Here is an 18,602-nt window from a genome sequence, read left to right on the forward strand (position 1 = left end):
CATAGAGATGCTATTCATAGCGTCTCTATCTATTCCTTATACTAATAGTAACTTAGAAAAGTTATACATCTTTATGGGTAAAAGGTTTGGCATTTTCACCAGCATAAGTGGCTGCAATATGACCATTTCCTATTACTTGATATTTATAGGTAACTAACCCTTCTAACCCCACAGGACCTCTAGGGGGCATTTTTTGGGTGCTAATGCCAACTTCTGCCCCAAAACCGTAGCGAAAACCGTCTGCAAATCTAGTTGAACAGTTATGATAAACTCCGGCAGCATCCACTTGATTCATAAATATTTCTGCGCTATTTTTATCTTCTGTAATAATAGCATCGGTGTGTTTTGACCCATAAGTATTAATATGATTAATGGCTGCTTCTAAGGAGTCTACAACCTTAATAGATAAGATTAAATCACTGTATTCTGTCTTCCAGTCTTCTTCCGTTGCCGCTTCAATATCAAGGTAAGTTTGAGTTAATTGATCCCCTTTTAGTTGAACTTCATGGGAGGTCAAACCTTGAGCAATTTTCGGTAAAAATTCCCTAGCAATATCTTGATGAATTAATAATGTTTCGATAGCATTACAAGCAGCAGGATATTGAGTTTTGGCATCCACGGCAACAGCAATAGCTGTGTCTAATTCCGCTTCTTTATCAACATATAAGTGACAAATTCCATCGGCATGACCCAACACAGGAATATTAGTATTTTGTTGAATAAATCTCACAAATTCATTGGATCCTCTGGGAATAATTAAGTCAATATATTCATCTAATTCTAATAAGTTTCTAATTTCTTCACGGGTAGTTAATAACTGTACTGTATCAGGACTGACTTTAGTTTTACTTAAAGCTTCTCTGATTATTTTAACTAAGGTTTTACAAGAGTTTAATGCTTCTTTCCCTCCTTTTAAAATAACTCCATTTCCGGATTTTATAGCTAAACTTGTAATCTGAATTAAGGCTTCGGGACGGGCTTCAAAAATGATTCCCAATACCCCCAAAGGACAACTAAGCCGTTTTAATATTAAACCTTCGTCTAATTCTCTATGAATGGAAATATGACCTACAGGATCGCTTAAATTAATAACATCTCTAACTCCTTTTATGGTAGCTTCTAGTTTGGTTTTACCTAGTTTTAAACGGTTATATAAAGGTCTAGAAATTCCTTCTTTTTCTGCAATTTCACAATCTATTTCATTGGCTTTAATAATATCGGCTGAAGCGTTTTCTAATGCCGTAGCGATCGCTTCTATTGCTTGGTTGCGATCGCCTGTGGAAAGTCCCCCTAATTTTCTTGCTGCTTGAGAGGTTTTCTCGGCAGTTTCTTTTAATAATAATGATTGAGAAGAATTAACTATCATTGCTAATAACAATCTTAATTTTCTAGAAGATTTATATTATACCAAACTATCTACAAAAAATATTATTCCTCAGATATTCTTAAGATTTTTTCTAGTTTATTGATGCAATTTAACAAAAAATAAGTTCAATCACTTATTTTATTTTCTCATTATAGTTAGGATTGAATATTTTTTTATATTGTAAACTGGTTGCTCCGAAGTTAATTAATAATCCCACAGAAAAATCATAAGCAACCACATAATTTTTAGCTTGGGCAAGATGAACATTTTCTAAATTAATTACAGCTTTGAGTTCAACTATAATTTTATTTTCCACAACAAAATCAGCCCTTCTTGTTCCTACGTGGATACCTTCATAATAGATAGGTTGTTCTTTTTCCCTCTCAAAGGTTAAACCAACTTTTTGCAGTTCAATGGCTAAACATCTCTGATAGATAACTTCTTGAAACCCATTACCTAACGTATTATGAATTTTCATAGAGCAACCAATTACTTTATAGGTTATATCTTCGAGTTTCATTTATTTATTATAAACGTGATGGTGTTGGGAAAAAACCTTATTAATCGTCAGTATCAGGATTATACAAGATTAGGGGATTGTCAGTATTTTTTTCTTTTCAACTTTCTGGGAAAGATAAATGTAATTAATATAGTCATAACCCTATCCTGTAAATCTTATCATCCTCCAAAATCCTGATGCTGACGATGGGGAATGATGAAATAGAGGATATCTGTAACCTACCCACGCATTCCGCTACGCTTCATAAATTTTGTCGGTTTTATTTTTTTATAAAGACTCAAAGTTAGCGGTAAACCCAGGAAACTTAGTACAATCATCTATAAAAGTTTCAACATCACTAATGTCCTCCATTTTATAACCCATGATTCTCGTCCCATCAGGCATTTTCTGAGAACCTATCAATTCCGCTTCATAATTTTCTGTCATGGCTTTAAAATCAGCGCCAGACTTTTTCCAATCATCTCCACTACAACGAATATTAACTCACCACATAATAAAATTAGTCTTAATTAACAACTAAATATTTTATCATATAATTAAACGAATAAATTTTAATATTTCCCTTTATTTCCCTAATTTTCCACTTTATGAAAACAGTTTTCTATTAGTTAATTGGTTAATTTCTCCTTTTTATGGGACTGAAGTATTAGGATTAAGCAGCTAAACTAAGATCAAAGGCAAAACGCAGTCACAAATAGACATCAACCTACTGCCTTTGTCCGACATCTACACTCTGTTTTTGCAAAGCGTTTTCTTAGACAGTTTTAGGTGTGAGGGGTCATTGTTTTCAGGGAGGAGTTGGCGTTGGTGATAGCCATATCACCTCTCCTCTTTTTCTTCTGAAACATGAGCTTAATTATTGACCCAAATTCAAGTAAAAAATGAAAAAAATACCAGGACTTTGTGTTTTTCGTTCTTTGATATTTTATGAAGTTGCTATATCTTTGATCTTGATGGCCTTGTTATAAATTATTTAGACAGTGGATATCCTTTCCGTTTAAACAGCAAACTAGCCACTATAATGCCCATAATAGCGAGGAAAGCCATAAAATAAAAGACAATATTATAGGAGCCAAAGCTATCGCGGATTTGTCCTGTGAATAACGTACCCACTAAACCACCGACTCCATAGGCCGTAAAAACGATACCGTAGTTTTGAGCATATTGATCAGGATTAAAAAAGCGGAGAGTAGTTGTAGGTGCAATGGCTAACCAACCCCCTAAACAAAACCAAAAGAGACAAAAAGCGATTAAATAGGTGGCGACTTGTCCAACCTGTGCATTAATCATCAAAATACAACCAATAAGGGCTAAGGTGTAAGCACCGATGGCAACATGGTGAGGTTTAAAGCGATCGCTCAACCAACCAAAGAGAGGGCGACTAATTCCATTAAATAGGGCAAATAAAGAAACACTACTAGCTGCAACACTGGGTTTTATCTGTATCATTTCTTCCCCCACAGGACTAGAAATACCAATGGCACTTAAGCCAATTAAAGTCCCAATAGCATAACAAATCCATAAGCCATAAAACGACTGACTTTTCCATAAATGGCTAGGATATGCCTGATTAGTTGCCTTATCTGTACTTGTCGTGGTTGTTAAAGGTTGCCAATGGTTGGGGGGAAATTTCATCGGGATGGCCACAATAACAATAACCACGGTTAAAATAATGCCTAAAATGCGTAATGTCGGTCTAACAGTATAGGTTTCGATTAAAAAATTGGCTAAAGGGGCAGTTATCAGGGGAGAAAGCCCAAATCCGATAATTGTTAAGCCAACGGCTAACCCTTTTCGATCAGGGAACCACCGAGCGATGACGGCCATCGGCACACCATAAGCAATACCTACACCAGTACCAGCGATCACACCGTAGGTTAAAATCATGACCACGATATTACTAGCAAAACTAGAGAGAATATAGCCTAAGCCCACGATAATCCCCCCAATAACCTTCATTAAGCGAGTCCCAAGGCGAGGTATAAAATATCCTGCGATCGGCATTAATAACGCATAAAAAACCAGGGCAAAGGTATACGGTAAAAGACTTTCGGTTGCACCAACTTGTAACGCTACTTCTAAGGGAGTTCTAAAAACACTCCAAGAATACACCGTTCCCAGACAGAGTAGGATAGTCATCCCTAGAGGAATTAATAACCATCTTCCTTGTTGAGCAGGAAGCCCTAGCACTCGTAATTGTGCTTGATTATGGGTATTATCGATCCTTGACCCCTTAAATTGTAACCGTTGTCGATTATCCATTATTGCCCCTTATTTTCCTTCATCAAATTAACAAACTTCTCAAATAAATAGTCTGCATCGTGGGGACCGGGACTAGCTTCGGGATGGTATTGTACGGAGAAGAAAGGTAAATTTTTATGGGATAAACCAGCCACTGTGCGATCGTTGAGATTAAGATGGGTAATTTCCACCTCTGCATCTAAGGACTTTTCCGTTACCGCAAAACCATGATTTTGACTGGTAATTTCCACCTTTTCTTTTAGCCCACAGGGTTGATTTAAACCTCGATGGCCAAACTTTAACTTAAAGGTTTCCGCTCCCAAAGATAGCCCTAAAATTTGGTGTCCCATACAAATGCCAAAGGTGGGTTTTCCTTGTTCAATTAAAGCTTTAACCGTACTCACCCCTTCTGTTACGGCAGAAGGATCTCCCGGACCATTGGATAAGAAAATACCATCAGGGTTGTACTTTAAAATGTCTTCAGGAGGAGTATCAGCAGGAACCACAATAATTTTGCAGCCATAACTAGCTAAGCGTCGTAAAATGTTGCGCTTGACCCCAAAATCAATGGCCACTACCGTTAAACCTTCTTGAGAAGTCTCACCGTTGTTAGTATTAAAGTTCCAATGACTATCCGTGGGGGTTGACCATTCATAGATTTCCCTGGTTGTGACTTCCTTAACCAGATTTAATCCTGCCATAGAAGGGGCTGATTGGACTTGACGCAAGAGTTCGCCTTTGTCCAAGGTTTCTGTAGAGATAATCCCATTTATCGCCCCCACAGAACGAATTTTACGGGTTAATGCCCTGGTATCGATGCCATAAATACCGATAATATTATGACGAATTAAATAGTCAGGTAAAGATTCAGTCGATCGCCAATTACTAGGACGATAAGTTATGTTACGAGCGATCACCCCTTTAACCTGGGGTTTTTCAGATTCTTCATCATCGGGGTTAACCCCTGTATTACCCAACTCAGGATAGGTAAAGGTCACAATCTGGCCACAATAACTGGGATCTGTCAAAACTTCTTGATATCCTGTCATTCCTGTGTTAAATACTACCTCTCCCACCGTTGTTCCTTTCGCACCGAAGGATAACCCTTCAAAAGTTGTTCCGTCAGCTAACACTAATAAAGCGGGTTGACCCTTTGCCATTGCCATAATCATTAAGTTTTTGATAATAAGAAGGGATGAAACCTAGCGGTTAAGGATAAACTAGATCAGACAATCAATTAAATCCTGATGTCCTAGCCATCTGTTGAGAATCAATTTAACCCTAAGTTACTGGGGATAATTCTAGCAGATGTATCTGAGGTGTTAAGGTAGATTTAGGCTGCCAAAAAGGTAGGTATAATCCCATGAGTCCCAAGAAATTAACCAGCGACGACAAACAAGAAATTCTTAATCTTTATCGTCAAACTCCAGAAACCACTTCTACCTTAGCTGACCGTTACGGGGTCAGTAGTTCCACCATTAGTCGTTTTTTGAAGAGTACCCTCTCTGATATGGAGTATGAGGATTTAATTCAACAGAAACGCTTAGCTAGAACTAATAAACCTCAAACAGACTCAGAAAATAAGGTAAAACAGACCCCCAAGCAGGTCAAACCAATTATCAAGGAAACTCCTGCTATCTCTGAACCAATTTCAGAAATAACAAAACCTGTGGAGTCTTCTGTTGAAAGTCCCCCCCAGAAATCTGCCTCAAAACCATCACGGGTCAAAGTTCACAAAGAAATTCCTGTTGTGGTTTCTCAAGAAGAGGATGAGGATAGCGAAGTCGAAGAGTTAGAAGAGATTGATGTTGTAGCTGTGGGGGAAATGCTAGGAGAAGAGTTAGAAGATAGTGATGATGATTGGGATGAGGAAGAAGACGAAGACGAAGAGGAAGACGAAGAAGATTATAACGATTCCTTGTCTACTCCCAGGGATATTCAAGTTTTACCCTTATCCGCAGCCACTTTCCCCAAAACCTGCTATCTTGTCATCGATCGCTCTGCTGAATTGATAGCCAAACCATTAAAAGAGTTTGCCCATCTTGGTCAAATTCCTGTAGGTGAAGTGCAACAGAGAACCCTACCCATTTTCGATAATCATCGGGTTGCTCGTCGTTTTTCTAATCGTTCTCAACGGGTGATCAAGGTTCCTGATGGTCGTCTTCTCTATAAAACCTGTTATCATCTACAAGCTAAAGGGATCACTCGTCTCCTCATGGATGGTCAAATTTATTCTTTAGTTCCCAGTTCAGACTGATGCTAGAAAAACCTCGCCATCACAAGTAAATCCATAGAGGAATGGCGACCTTTTCCTCCCTCTCGATGGATTAAAATCTATCTTATCTTTGAGGTAGAAAGGTGAAAAATTAGATGTTAGTACGGAGAATTAGATAAAATACTTTACAAAACCATGTAAGTAAAACTAAATAACATAAATAACAAATAAGTTTTTTAACAAATGGGATTAGGTCACACTAATTCTGTTTTCTGGGGAGTAAAATAAGACATACGAACACTTTTATGCTCTTATCCCAATAGGATAAGTATCTGAGGTTCCATCAATCAAGGCATTACGGTTTACTGCCTTCTTGTAAATTCCCATCTTTGAGTGTGTCTAACCCCATTATGAATATTAGTCACCTACTACGACAGTATGAACAGGGCCACCGAGACTTCCCAGAGCTTAATTTGGCTGGGGTTGATTTATCTAAGGTTATGTTGATTTCCGTAAATTTGACGAAGTCAAACCTAATGGGAATTAACTTTAGTCGTGGATTTCTTACTAAATCTAATTTAAGCCAAGCTAGTTTGAATTGGGGAGATTTAACCTACGCTAAAATGAGTGAATCTCAACTGATTGAAACAGATTTGACGAAAGCCAATTTAACCGGGGCTTTTATGGTTAAATCCGTTTTAAGATCAGCAAAATTGAGCGGGGCTAATTTATCTTATAGTAATTTACGGGGTGCTAATTTATCTGATGCCAATTGTTGTGGGGCTAATCTTCAGGAAATTAACCTCAGAGAAGCCAATCTAACAGGGGTTAATTTTAATTGGGCTAATCTATCTAAAGCTCGTCTTAGTTGTGCGGTGTTAAAGCAAGCATCATTTTTTGGTAGTAATTTAACTGACGCGTTTATTAAAGAGGCCGATCTAAGTCATACAAATTTAGAACAAGTTAATTTTCAAAATTCTCGCCTCAGCTACAGTAACCTACAAGGGGCAAATCTTCAAGGGGCAAATCTTCAAGGGGCAAAATTACGTTATATTGATTTGCGTGAAGCAAATTTACAAGGGGCTAATTTAAGAGATGCCGACTTAGAAGGTGCTGATTTAACCAATGCGATCGTTGATAATGCTGATTTCACTAACGCCACACTTAGGGATACTAAGGTAATTGGAACTCAATTAAAACCCCAAACCATCCAAAAGAATTTATCAGAATTACAACTAAAAAGAAATCCAAACTATGCAGGATCTTTTGAACTCTTATCAACAAGTTATGCTGTTGCAGTATTTAATAAGGATAATTCTCTTTCTTGTTGACGTTTTTTTCTTGATATTCATCCTGTTCAACTTTTCTTAATCGTTGAGTATCATATTGATAATTAGCTGCCTCTTGTTCCCTTTGTTTATTTATTAATTCAGATTCTTCCTCAATCTTTAACAACCCATAGCACCACGTATTATCATGAGGATACTAATAAGATCCTTTGTATACTGGGAATGACAAAGAAAAATATAAATAACCCCACAACTAATTTTTGTAATCCTATATTGGATGTGGTTTTCCTAGAGTTTTTCTGTCTGACTTAAATGTTGATTTGTTGCCAGATACTTATACAATACATACGTATTCAAAAAAAAGTCAAGGGCAATCAAAAAAAAATTATCACCGAGAAACTGTCCCGTTACAACGTGGGTAACGGGTAAATGTTAGTTAAGCAGGGCTAATTCTCCTTTGTTAATACGCCAACATCGATCAGCGATCGCCAGTAATTCATCAGGATCATGGGAAACAATTAATAAAGTCCAATGTTGCTTTAATTTAGACAAAAGCTTAGCCAACTGTTGTCGCATAGACCAATCCAAGCCTGCGGTAGGTTCATCTAGTAATAATAAATTAGGTTGACGAATTAATTGAACTGCTAAGGCTAAACGTCTTTGTTGTCCCCCACTTAAGCGATGGGGAGAGGTATTAAGAGCGATGTCTTCTAAGCCCACTTCTGTCAAGGAATTTCTAATATTTTCTGTAGTTATTTCTGGATGACCTAAGCGTAATTCTTCTAAGACATTACTACCGCAAAAATGCCGTTCAGGAAACTGAAAAACTAAGCCACAGAGTTGTTGTAACTCTAGAAAAGTTAATTCTTGATCACGCCAAAAAATACGTCCTTTAGTTTGCTGTGCTAACCCAGCTAAAATTTCCAATAAGGTAGTTTTTCCCGAACCACTAGGACCGACAACTAATCCTAATTCTTGTGATCCTAATTCTAAGTTTGTAGCCTTTAAAATAGGCTCGACGGTTGCAGGAGGATGATAGATAACATTTTTGAGATATAGCATTAATCCAGCAATTATTCCTAATAGTTTATTGTTAATTGTACATTGTTGAACCTGTTCAAGTTATCAGGTAAGTTATTATAGATGATGAACAGAACTGTTAAACTCTAAGTTTTATGTCCAAAGACAATTTATCTCCTGCTATTTCTCAAGAACCACGATATGAACCAGCCGCAGTGATTCCTGTGAAACAGGACTCCTCTATTATCAACTGGTTAGAGAGAGAAAATCGCTTAATTTATCGTGAACAGGAAGAGACAAAAGTATCCCTCGAAGAAGATGCAGAAATCTCAGATTTAATTGATGTGGATGACAACTACGATGATGATGACGATGATCTTAGTATAGAGGATGAAGATTAAGTGAGTATGGGGAACAATTTTGATAGTTCCCCTTTCAACCAATCTAGTTGACGTTGAGCTTGTAATGGTAATTTGACTGCTGTGGTAGACGCAAAATTTTCTCCTGAAATCTCCCTAAAAAAACCATCAGGAAATGGCCTGCTGGGTTTACTAACTGTTTTATTATTGCTTCTTATTCTAGGTTTTGCTCAATTCTTCGATCAATTAGCTAATTTTAGCCAGATATTGTTACTTCCTTTGGTAATTTCTGCTGTTGTCACTGGTGCCATCGGTTATGGCGTTGTACCTTTCTTACGAAGGTTGAAAGCAGGGCAAGTGATCCAAGAAGACGGGCCACAAACCCACCTTACTAAAGCAGGAACCCCAACCATGGGGGGAATCTTTTTTGTTCCCGTGGTGGTGAGCATTGCTTTAATTGGCTCAAAACTGGCACCGATGGCCATAGCTGTTTCTCTAGTAACCTTAGCTTATATGGTTATTGGTTGGGTGGATGACTGGCAGATTTTGCGACAACAATCAAATAAAGGGTTGACACCCCGGATGAAACTGATTTTACAAATTGCGATCGCCTCTGCTTTTTGTCTCTGGATGGCTTTAACCCAACCTTCTAACATCACCAATGTTGTCCTACCATTTGGCTTAATTTTACCTTTAGGGGTTTTATTTTGGGGTTTAGCAGGATTTGTTTTGGTAGCTGAAAGTAACGCCACTAACCTCACCGATGGTGTGGATGGGTTAGCAGGTGGGACCGCAGCTTTAGGCTTTCTGGGTTTAGGTATTTTGGTTGCTAGGGAAACACCAGAGTTAGGAATTTTCTGTGCTTGTATGGGTGGCGGTTGTCTAGGATTTGTACTTCATAACCGTAACCCAGCCACTGTATTTATGGGTGATACAGGCTCTTTAGCTTTGGGAGGGTCCTTAGCTGCAGTAGGAATTATTAGTGGTAATCTTTGGGCATTATTTGTGGTTAGTGGTATTTTCTTTATTGAATCCCTATCCGTCATTGCTCAAGTCAGTTACTATAAAGCAACGAAAGGACCCGATGGCATAGGTAAGAGATTGCTGAAAATGGCACCTTTGCACCATCATTTAGAATTAAGCGGTTGGGCTGAAACCCAAATTGTGGGAGTTTTTTACTTAGTGAATGCAGGGTTGACGATCTTGGCTATTATTTCATCTTTGTGACCTCGAAAAAAGGATAAAACAGATAAAACCCGTCGTTAACGACGGGTTTTAAAATCAGTAATCAAAGATTACACAAAAACAAACTGGTTAGAGTTTAAATCTAAGTTATTGTTATCTTTAACAATGGCCACCAGTTCATCTTGCATACCAGCAACTTTCAAAAAGATGCCTTGATCATTACTATCAAAAGGAGAAGCACCGAGGGAGTAGTTATCAGCTATTCCATTTAATTGAATGACATCTTCGGATTGATCAAACCCTAAGATTTCCAGATAATCGTGTTTTCCGTAGGTATCGTACAATGGTTCTTGAGCATTACCCACAACAAAAATATCTTGACTGGCTGTTGCTGTCTGCTCAGTAGCTAAACCAGTTAAGGGGTCGTTATTGCCAGTATTTGCCGATCCAGTTAGGGTTCCGGTTCCTTCAATAGCCAAGAAATGGACATTTTCTGTGATGTGAATGATTTCCTCATCTATACTGGTATCTTCCTCAATCTTGATTTCAACGTTGCCATTATTGAGATTTTGATAGCGTAACCCTGAAGGGTCCGATCCATAATAACTAGCAATATTACCCAAAAATTTAGGAGCCTTGTTAAAGGCGTTACCAAAGTTAAGAGTGTAGAAAGCTTCAGTAACATAATCCCCAGTCTCACCTGCCATAAAGGTGTTGCCATCCCAGTCACCCGTCCCCGAAGAAATGGCTACCCGAGCAACGGTTTCTGTTCCATGTCCACTATTAAGATTAGCTTCATCATTTTCTAAAGCAAGATCAAATCCATCCTGAGTGATGTTGTTTTGGCGAGTTTTCACAAAACTAGCATCATTATCCGTTTGCACTTGGGTTAAGACTATTGGAGCATTAGTAAAATCGTAATCAAAGGTAATGTTCTCCCAATAAGAGCCAGCGATCGCATTGGTATCAATAGTACCCACTTCGATAACAGTCCCGTCTGAAAGTGTCCAAACCCCTTTCTCAAGTGCTAAGAAACTAAAGGTTTCTTCTGCATGAGTACCATCTTCGTTACTGGGTTCTTGAAGTTCTACGGAAAAGCGATCGCTTTGAATATCGGTGATTCTAGCGATGGAGGGGGCAGGACCATTATAGGATAGGGGGTTAGCAAAGATTACTGGGTTATCGAAATCATGGTCCAGAACAATGGTTTGATTGTTCTCGTCTAAATTCGTGATTTGTCCTACTTGAGCTATAGTGCTGACAGGATCGGGATCGTTATCAGGATCTATATAAGTTGATCCAGTTAGGGTTCCGGTTCCTTCAATAGCCAGGAAATGGACATCTTCTGTGATGTGAGTAACTTCCTCATCTATACTGATATCTTCCTCAATCTTGATTTCAACGTTGCCATTATTGAGATTTTGATAGCGTAATCCTGAAGGGTCCGGTCCATAATAACTAGCAATATTACCCAAAAATTTGGGGGTGTTATTAAAGGCGTTACCGAAGTCTATGGTATGCCAATCATGGGTAACTTGGTCTCCGGTATTACCGGCCATAAAGGTGTTGCCATCCCAGCTACCTGTCCCCGAAGAGATGGCCATCCAAGCAACGGTTTCATTGCCATGGCCACTATTCATATTAGCTTCATCATTTTCTAAAAGAACCTCAAATCCATCCTGAGTTATGTTGTTGTGACGAGTTTTGACAAAGCTACTGTCGTTATTGGTTTGTATTTGGGTTAAAACCACAGGGCCGTCTACAAAATCGTAACTGAAATTAATGTTGTGCCAATCTGAGTGAGTGGTATCAATGGTACCGACTTCGATAATTGTGCCATCAGACAGTTCCCAGATACCTTCCTCAAGGGCTAAGAAACTAACGGTTTCTTCTGCATGAGTACCATCTTCGTTACTGGGTTCTTGAAGTTCTACGGAAAAGCGATCGCCTTGAATATCGGTGATTCTAGCGATGGAGGGGGCAGGACCATTATAGGATAGGGGGTTAGCAAAGATTACTGGGTTATCGAAATCATGGTCGAGAACAATGGTTTGATTATTATGGTCTAAATTAGTAACTTGACCTAGTTGAGCAATAATCGGATCATTACTGGTTGGGGGAATAAGCCCATAAGTTGAGCCTATTAGGGTTCCTGTTGCTTCAATAGCCAAGTAATCCACATCTTCTGTAGTGTGACCAATTTCGCTATCAGCACTGGTATCTTCCTCAATCTTGATTTGAACATTGCCATTGTTGAGATTTTGATAGCGTAATCCTGAAGGGTCCGGTCCATAATAACTGGCAATATTACCCAAAAATTTGGGGGTGTTATTAAAGGCGTTACCGAAGTCTATGGTATGCCAATCATGGGTAACTTGGTCTCCGGTATTACCGGCCATAAAGGTGTTGCCATCCCAGCTACCTGTCCCCGAAGAGATGGCCATCCAAGCAACGGTTTCAATGCCATAGCTAGTACCATTATTAGCTTCGTCTTTTTCTAAAAGAACCTCAAATCCATCCTGAGTTATGTTGTTGTGACGAGTTTTGACAAAGTTACTGTCGTTATTGGTTTGTATTTGGGTTAAAACCACAGGGTCGTCTACAAAATCGTAACTGAAATTAATGTTGCTCCAACTTGAGTTGGTAGCATTAATAATACCTACTTCGATAATCGTCCCATCAGACAGTTCCCAAATCCCTTCCTCAAGTACCAAATAACTGAAGGTTTCTACTGTATGAATGCCATCTTCATTGCTGGCCTCTTGAATTTCTACTGAGAAGCGATCGCTTTGAATATCGGTGATTCTCGCAATGGCCACGCCACCATCATTAAAGGATAAGGGTTGAGCCAGGATTACTGGGTTAACAAAGTCATGGTCCAGAACAATGGTTTGATTGTTATGGTCTAAATTGCTAATTTGACCTATTTCAGCGATAACAATATCAATCCCTTCAGGAGGTTCAGGACGAGGAGTAGGAGGGATAGCATAAGAAATTTGGATTTGATTATTTGGATCTGCGTAATAATCAACTAACTCAACGGAGCCATTACCCCCCAGATTAATAATCAGGTTTTGACCACTTTGGCTTTCGGTGACTTCATAATGAGCATAATCTAGTATTAGGGTGTCTTGAGAGGTTCCATAATAGATTTTATCCTGCCCTGTAGAACGATTAGGATTATAACCCATAATCTCATTAGCAGCGTTGTTGAGATAAATCTTGTCACTACTGCTAGAGTTAATCAGATTTTCTACCTCAAAACCATAGGCTATGGAGGAAGAATAAGAGGTTGTGCCGCTAAATGTCGTGCTGAGCATCCCTCCTCCTCTTAAATCCAGATGAAATCCACTATTTTGATGGTTCAATCCCCGAAAATCCAAGGTATCAACCCCACCAGAGTCCCAAAGGAGTTGTTTGGTCCGGTGAGAGGTGTCCACAAGGGAAACCCCATTAGGTTGAGTCGAGGGGAGCTATTATGCTCCGCCCCTCTCGTTTAGATCCGGACGTGCGTATTTCTACGCATCCGGCTCCCGACAAATTAGACTTTTCCAGTCTTGCCCATGTGGATATATTGGTGACAGCTATGATGGACTGCCATTAAGTTTTTGGGTTTCCAATTATCGTGGTTTCCGTCTATGTGATGTAGGTGAACCCTCTCATCGTCCATAAACTTTAATCCACAATGTCCACATGAATGGTCTTGTCTTTTCAGACATTTAGAGGTTATTCCGTCATAGAGCTTGTTTTTACGCTTACTCCAGTAAACGGTGTCTCCGTCGTAGGGTGATTTATTTCCTTTGACGTTGACATGACGGTTTTCACTATAAGGTACTGTTGGAAAAGCCTTCTTGATAAGTTCTGTTGCCGTGTGTCGGTTCAGTTTCTTTTCTTTGTTGAAGACTTTGAAGGCTTTATGTGATGTTCCCCATAAGGAGAAGCGAGAGCCGTCCAATTTACAATACCTGTGATAATTTCGCCATCCTCTTACTAGGGGGGCTAATTTCTTAGCTTTAACCCTAGCCCCATAATTCGAGCAGTTGACGATGTTTTTAACTTTCTTACGGAATGCTTTGTAATTGTCCTCTGATGGGACGCATCTGAACTTTCCGTTGGAATGTACTTTGAAGTGCCATCCTAGAAAGTCAAATCCATCTGTCGATTTGACTAACTTGGTTTTCTTTTCACTCACCTTTAGCCCTCTGTCCGCCAGGAATTCTTGAATGTCTTTGAGTATCTTGTCTGCATCGTCTTTAGGCTTTAGAATAACAACCATGTCATCCGCATAACGGATGCTGCTGTGGATGTCTTCTATACCGTCCAATGCGACGTTAGCTAATAGTGGACTTACCACCCCCCCTTGGGGGGTTCCTTGTTCTGGAAAGTGAGGGTTAACCCCTGCTTTCAGGCATCTCCATATACCTGTTTTTATTGTTTGTGGGGCAATTATCCTTTCCATAATAGAGGTGTGGTTTATCCTGTCGAAGCACTTTTCTATATCTAGCTCAAGTATCCTCTTATTTACTCCTTTTGCGTGGGAGTTTAGATTGATTTGTAGAATCTTTTGAGCGTCGTGCGTTGAGCGTCCAGGTCTGAACCCGTAGCTTCTGGCGTGAAATAGTGCTTCATGGGCTGGTTCTAGGGCGTATTTAACGAGGCATTGCCACGCTCTGTCAGCCATAGTTGGAACCTTTAGCATTCTGGTTGTTCCGTCCTTTTTGGGGATGGGTATTTCTCTCAGCTTTGAGTGTTTCCAGTCATGTGCTTTGAGTAACCTTTCTGCTAAGTCGAACCGTTGTTTGAGGTTGAGGGATTTTACCCCATCAATTCCTGCGGTCTTCTTACCAGTATTTAGCTGTGATACTTGTCGGACAGCGAGTAGTCTAGCTGCCTTGGATTTCAAGATAAGTTTCTGAAGATTCCTAGCTCGTCTAGTGTCTTCTGCTTGAATGGCTTTAAACAATCTTCTTTGGAGACGAAAAAGATTTCTGCGAAATTTCTTCCACGGAAGGCTTTTCCAGAGTTCACTAAAATCTTTGATTTTGTGTCTAACCATGTTCACCTCTGTTAATCGTTTTCTTTTTGCCTCGAAGCAATTACGCTTCGTCCTACCCGAATCTAGAGAGTTCCGCATCTCGTCTTGCCTACTCAGGGTTCGACTATCTCCTGAGACTCTAGATTCGTTTTTATTCGTTCCGTCCGATGATTGATTGTCCCTTTAGATGGAACCACTTTGACTATCGGAAACCCAAGGTCATGTCAGTCATAAGGGTAAGTGCTGACGGGTTACATTGCTCCGATGGGGTCAGGGGGTGCTATTCTTTCTGCTTTCCTGCCCTCAAGTAAGTCACTTTTCTAGGTTCTGTTTCATCATGGGGACTCCTGTAACGCCAGTGTCACCAGCAGTCGGTGTCTGATTGCATCCTATTCCCAGCTTCAGCCTCCAAAATTCCGAGTTTGGTCACTGTGGGTAGGTCTTGAGTCAGCCGTAACCTTCGGCGGTGGGACTTGCACCCACATCATTCGGACAGTTACTCAGAACCCCTTCTAGGGTATCTGAGCGAGTCACACGCTGTACCTTTGTCTAGGACTGGGTATCAGTTTTCTGACTCATCGAATCGCACACCCTTACTAGAACGAAGTCTGTAAGCGTGCGCGTCTAGGTTTATGAAAACCCTTTTAAATTGCATAGCTTAAAACTTGAAAACCCTCCTGCCTCTTCTAGAAGATAAGATAGGTCTGGGAATCGGATGTAGTATGAGTTCCTTGGAATGATAATTAAAAACAAAAAAATCCTCCGAACTTTACTGCTCGGAGGGATTCACAAAAAGGTAAAAAACTGTCACATTTAACCGTTATCACCAAACACTTGATTTTTGAGGGCATCAAACTCGCCTAATAACTCTTTGCGGTTCGATGCTTTCAAGAGATAACGCCAAACAAACCAACCACTATACCCTAACCCAACGATTTCCATTAAAGGGGCTAAAAGGGGAATATCGTCGACTGCCCCTAAGACAGCAACGATAATTTTGACAGTAACAATGGATAATAGTATTAAACCCAGAGTAGTTAGGGGCTTTTGATACTCATTAAAAAACTCTCCCACATATTCGGGAATTTTGGCGAGGATGTCGACCACAGGGCCTAACCATTCTTGCCAAGGCTGATCTCCCATATTAGGGCTAGAGCTTGTAGCAAGGGTTCCAGGGACTTCAGAACTTAAATTTGCAGGTGTGGTTTGTTCTTGAACTTTAGATTCCATATTGACTCAATCCTTCTCAAACGCTAATAACTGGAGCTTGGAAACGTAACGATACAGTCAAACTATATAATAGCTTGTCTTATTGTTACGAATCTGACTAGATACGATCTGAAAGTATCTTCTTTCAGTTTAAAGCCCCAGGAAGCACCTTAGAGATAGTTTGAGCCTCTTAAGGACACTTAAGACCATAATGTTACATTTATTAATGAAGTGCCATGAGTTGGGGGGCCTGTTGAGATAGTATATTTAAGGACTCAGCAGAAGAACCACAATAGATTTCACAGGAATTATTAGGACTTTCGATTAATTTGACTTTTTCTAGTTGCGCCCCCAGTTCCCGGATGGGTTGTTGTAGCAGTTGGGCAATATAGAGGGCAATATTTTCTGCTGTGGGGACAACTTCGGCAAAGTAAGGGACATCTTTATTCAAGAAATTATGATCGAAGGGTTCCACCACATAATCATTGACTATGTTTTGCAAGGCTACTAAATCAACCAGCATTCCTGTACGGGGGTCAATATCCCCACTAACGGATACCTCAAGGTGATAATTATGGCCGTGGCCGTGGGTACGAGCGCATTTACCATAAATTTTGGTATTTTCTTCTAAACTGAGGTCTGGACGGGCAAGACGATGGGCTGCACTAAAATGGGTTTGAATGTTTAACGTGGCTTTCATGGCATCTCCTTGATATTCGGCCCAGAGTTGGGGGTGTTCAAATAGTTGTATTTTGACGATGGGTAAATGATCTTTTAACCTTTGCCAGATTACTCTAGCTATGTTTTCAGTGGTGGGTAGGGTGGTTTGAAACTCTTCCCAAACATCATTTAGATAAGCGTAGTCGAGTTGGGAGGTGACTTCTCGTTTGATTACTTGTTTAACGGTAGATAGGTTCTCTACCATGCCATATTGGTCGATCTCGCCTAACAAAGAGACAAAGAGGACATAATTATGACCATGACCTGGAAAACGGCTACAAAGCCCAAATGCTTGCTGATTTTTGCTTTCGTCCCATTCTGGCAACCAATAACGATGATTGGCACTAAATTGGGCGCGACGGTTAATGACACATTGCATAGTTATTGTTTACAAATTGCAATTTGTAACGTTTCGTAAAGTTTGTTTTTTTCTAGCATATACGTTTTTGGGGCCTTTGGGCAGTCCTCTTGGTACATTACCCGCATTTCTCACAAACTGATCAGTAATCAGCTAGAGGTTAGATGTGGCTTATTTTTCAAGCGATCGCTTAAAATGGCACACTGTTATTTTTTACTCGCCCCTCAAATCAAGGTTAAACTCAGACTACATAATGGTTTGAAGTTTAGCGATCGCAGAATTTGTGAGAAATGCGGGATTAATCATAAAAGAAAAATCCACTATAATTGATCGGTGTACCTTAATTATTAAGTCATAAATGATTGTCACGAATCAAACGGAAATGCCCATCAATCCCATCTTTAACCCGGAAGGAGACGATGCCATTGAAAATCGTTCCATCTGGTTTGGTAATACCACAAACTTGATGCAATTAGTGTGACTCGTTAAGCAACGAAGTATGCCTTTCTCAAGGGATACTTCGTTGCTTGTTAGGTTATGGTGACCTGAAAAAAACTAAATCTAGTTTGTGGGAGATTCTCAGAAAAACCCAAAAGATAAAACAGGTACACCTAAAAAAACTAGGAATGCAAGGGAAATTCACAAAAGTTAATAGACTGATGTAGCAATCACCGAGTCAGCCCAGTAGGGACAACTGAACAGCATATATACCTAGAAGACCTAATAACTGTTAATTAGTTGGCTAAAGGAGCCACATTCGGAATCAATGAAAAAAATTCAAAGAATGACGACACTTCTCCCACATTAGAAATTAGTAAAATCTAAAGTGAAGCGGGGATGAAAGCAAGAAACATTCTCAACACACAGAATGAGAACAATGCAAGTCAATTGGAAATGGTTAACGAAAGTGAATCATCGAGAATCCCTCAATATCAAGAAGCAGCGAAAAGTGTGTTTGATACGCTGCGTTCAAAAGAACAAGGTGAAAAGTGGAGAAATAAATTGGTCATCCACAGAGATTCCTAAAAGTAACCTGGGGGATAGATGGAACCTAAAACCAATAACACCCTAATTAACGGAACGAG

General features: G+C 39.6%; 15 protein-coding genes and 1 pseudogene. 5 read left to right on the forward strand and 11 right to left on the reverse strand.

The features are described from left to right. Positions 1 to 61: 61 nt before the first annotated feature. The 5 genes from proA to carA all read right to left on the reverse strand — a co-directional run bounded on the left by proA (position 62) and on the right by carA (position 5,293). Positions 62 to 1,366, reverse strand: coding sequence for a glutamate-5-semialdehyde dehydrogenase (proA, locus tag CWATDRAFT_RS08345; protein WP_007304595.1), 1,305 nt, complete (start codon positions 1,364 to 1,366; stop codon positions 62 to 64). Positions 1,367 to 1,499: 133 nt separating this feature from the next. Continuing rightward, positions 1,500 to 1,886, reverse strand: coding sequence for a GxxExxY protein (locus CWATDRAFT_RS08350; protein WP_007304596.1), 387 nt, complete (start codon positions 1,884 to 1,886; stop codon positions 1,500 to 1,502). Between the two features lie 267 nt (positions 1,887 to 2,153). Beyond that, positions 2,154 to 2,312 carry a hypothetical protein gene (locus CWATDRAFT_RS08355; RefSeq protein ID WP_232287040.1) on the reverse strand — a complete coding sequence of 53 codons (159 nt, stop codon included), beginning with the start codon at positions 2,310 to 2,312 and terminating at the stop codon, positions 2,154 to 2,156. A 543-nt stretch (positions 2,313 to 2,855) separates the two neighbouring features. Next, on the reverse strand, positions 2,856 to 4,109 hold the full coding sequence (locus CWATDRAFT_RS08360) for an L-lactate MFS transporter (RefSeq protein WP_198138956.1): 1,254 nt from the start codon (positions 4,107 to 4,109) through the stop codon (positions 2,856 to 2,858). Positions 4,110 to 4,147: 38 nt separating this feature from the next. Continuing rightward, the gene (gene carA / locus CWATDRAFT_RS08365) at positions 4,148 to 5,293 is read right to left on the reverse strand and encodes a glutamine-hydrolyzing carbamoyl-phosphate synthase small subunit (RefSeq protein WP_042711354.1); all 1,146 of its coding nucleotides are present in this window, start codon (positions 5,291 to 5,293) and stop codon (positions 4,148 to 4,150) included. Between the two features lie 197 nt (positions 5,294 to 5,490). On the opposite strand from carA, the gene CWATDRAFT_RS08370 reads away from it, so the two are divergent. Further along, positions 5,491 to 6,384, forward strand: a complete 894-nt coding sequence (locus CWATDRAFT_RS08370; RefSeq protein ID WP_007304599.1) for a helix-turn-helix domain-containing protein — start codon at positions 5,491 to 5,493, stop codon at positions 6,382 to 6,384. Between the two features lie 368 nt (positions 6,385 to 6,752). Continuing rightward, positions 6,753 to 7,673 carry a pentapeptide repeat-containing protein gene (locus CWATDRAFT_RS08375; protein WP_007304600.1) on the forward strand — a complete coding sequence of 307 codons (921 nt, stop codon included), beginning with the start codon at positions 6,753 to 6,755 and terminating at the stop codon, positions 7,671 to 7,673. Here the strand turns inward: CWATDRAFT_RS08375 and CWATDRAFT_RS38365 are convergent. Further along, entirely contained in the window at positions 7,645 to 7,797 is a 153-nt protein-coding gene (locus tag CWATDRAFT_RS38365; RefSeq protein ID WP_198138959.1) for a hypothetical protein, read from the reverse strand. The two genes, CWATDRAFT_RS08375 and CWATDRAFT_RS38365, sit on opposite strands and share 29 nt — an antisense overlap. A gap of 266 nt (positions 7,798 to 8,063) precedes the next feature. Then, positions 8,064 to 8,693 carry an ABC transporter ATP-binding protein gene (locus tag CWATDRAFT_RS08380; RefSeq protein ID WP_007304601.1) on the reverse strand — a complete coding sequence of 210 codons (630 nt, stop codon included), beginning with the start codon at positions 8,691 to 8,693 and terminating at the stop codon, positions 8,064 to 8,066. 113 nt (positions 8,694 to 8,806) lie between these two features. Here CWATDRAFT_RS08380 and CWATDRAFT_RS08385 point away from each other — a divergent pair, with 113 nt between their 5' ends. Next, complete coding sequence (locus CWATDRAFT_RS08385) at positions 8,807 to 9,052, forward strand: DUF3134 domain-containing protein (RefSeq protein WP_007304602.1); 246 nt, start codon at positions 8,807 to 8,809, stop codon at positions 9,050 to 9,052. 81 nt (positions 9,053 to 9,133) lie between these two features. Continuing rightward, positions 9,134 to 10,237, forward strand: a complete 1,104-nt coding sequence (gene mraY, locus CWATDRAFT_RS08390; RefSeq protein WP_007304603.1) for a phospho-N-acetylmuramoyl-pentapeptide-transferase — start codon at positions 9,134 to 9,136, stop codon at positions 10,235 to 10,237. A 68-nt stretch (positions 10,238 to 10,305) separates the two neighbouring features. On the opposite strand, the gene CWATDRAFT_RS39540 is transcribed toward mraY, so the two are convergent. From CWATDRAFT_RS39540 to CWATDRAFT_RS08410, 4 genes are all read right to left on the reverse strand, one after another. Then, complete coding sequence (locus tag CWATDRAFT_RS39540; RefSeq protein ID WP_007304604.1) at positions 10,306 to 13,515, reverse strand: hypothetical protein; 3,210 nt, start codon at positions 13,513 to 13,515, stop codon at positions 10,306 to 10,308. Positions 13,516 to 13,736: 221 nt separating this feature from the next. After that, on the reverse strand, positions 13,737 to 15,251 hold the full coding sequence (locus CWATDRAFT_RS08400) for a group II intron reverse transcriptase/maturase (RefSeq protein WP_021831311.1): 1,515 nt from the start codon (positions 15,249 to 15,251) through the stop codon (positions 13,737 to 13,739). A gap of 792 nt (positions 15,252 to 16,043) precedes the next feature. Further along, positions 16,044 to 16,460, reverse strand: a complete 417-nt coding sequence (locus CWATDRAFT_RS08405; RefSeq protein WP_007304606.1) for a CAAD domain-containing protein — start codon at positions 16,458 to 16,460, stop codon at positions 16,044 to 16,046. A gap of 202 nt (positions 16,461 to 16,662) precedes the next feature. Further along, the gene (locus CWATDRAFT_RS08410) at positions 16,663 to 17,538 is read right to left on the reverse strand and encodes a 6-pyruvoyl trahydropterin synthase family protein (RefSeq protein ID WP_007304607.1); all 876 of its coding nucleotides are present in this window, start codon (positions 17,536 to 17,538) and stop codon (positions 16,663 to 16,665) included. A 337-nt stretch (positions 17,539 to 17,875) separates the two neighbouring features. Between CWATDRAFT_RS08410 and CWATDRAFT_RS38370 the strand changes: the two are divergent. Next, positions 17,876 to 17,992: pseudogene (locus tag CWATDRAFT_RS38370) on the forward strand (ribonucleotide-diphosphate reductase subunit beta); the annotation flags it as partial. Positions 17,993 to 18,602 lie beyond the last annotated feature (610 nt).

The organism is Crocosphaera watsonii WH 8501 (assembly GCF_000167195.1).
Lineage (GTDB): Bacteria > Cyanobacteriota > Cyanobacteriia > Cyanobacteriales > Microcystaceae > Crocosphaera > Crocosphaera watsonii.

Bases quoted from the DNA above. Each gene is read 5' to 3' on its own strand.
- CWATDRAFT_RS39540 (WP_007304604.1), bottom strand. From the start codon at position 13,515: ATGCTCAGCACGACATTTAGCGGCACAACCTCTTATTCTTCCTCCATA.
- CWATDRAFT_RS08400 (WP_021831311.1), bottom strand. From the start codon at position 15,251: ATGGTTAGACACAAAATCAAAGATTTTAGTGAACTCTGGAAAAGCCTT.
- CWATDRAFT_RS08380 (WP_007304601.1), bottom strand. From the start codon at position 8,693: ATGCTATATCTCAAAAATGTTATCTATCATCCTCCTGCAACCGTCGAG.
- CWATDRAFT_RS08375 (WP_007304600.1), top strand. From the start codon at position 6,753: ATGAATATTAGTCACCTACTACGACAGTATGAACAGGGCCACCGAGAC.
- CWATDRAFT_RS08385 (WP_007304602.1), top strand. From the start codon at position 8,807: ATGTCCAAAGACAATTTATCTCCTGCTATTTCTCAAGAACCACGATAT.
- CWATDRAFT_RS08350 (WP_007304596.1), bottom strand. From the start codon at position 1,886: ATGAAACTCGAAGATATAACCTATAAAGTAATTGGTTGCTCTATGAAA.
- CWATDRAFT_RS08355 (WP_232287040.1), bottom strand. From the start codon at position 2,312: ATGACAGAAAATTATGAAGCGGAATTGATAGGTTCTCAGAAAATGCCT.
- CWATDRAFT_RS08405 (WP_007304606.1), bottom strand. From the start codon at position 16,460: ATGGAATCTAAAGTTCAAGAACAAACCACACCTGCAAATTTAAGTTCT.
- proA (WP_007304595.1), bottom strand. From the start codon at position 1,366: ATGATAGTTAATTCTTCTCAATCATTATTATTAAAAGAAACTGCCGAG.
- CWATDRAFT_RS08370 (WP_007304599.1), top strand. From the start codon at position 5,491: ATGAGTCCCAAGAAATTAACCAGCGACGACAAACAAGAAATTCTTAAT.
- CWATDRAFT_RS08410 (WP_007304607.1), bottom strand. From the start codon at position 17,538: ATGCAATGTGTCATTAACCGTCGCGCCCAATTTAGTGCCAATCATCGT.
- carA (WP_042711354.1), bottom strand. From the start codon at position 5,293: ATGGCAATGGCAAAGGGTCAACCCGCTTTATTAGTGTTAGCTGACGGA.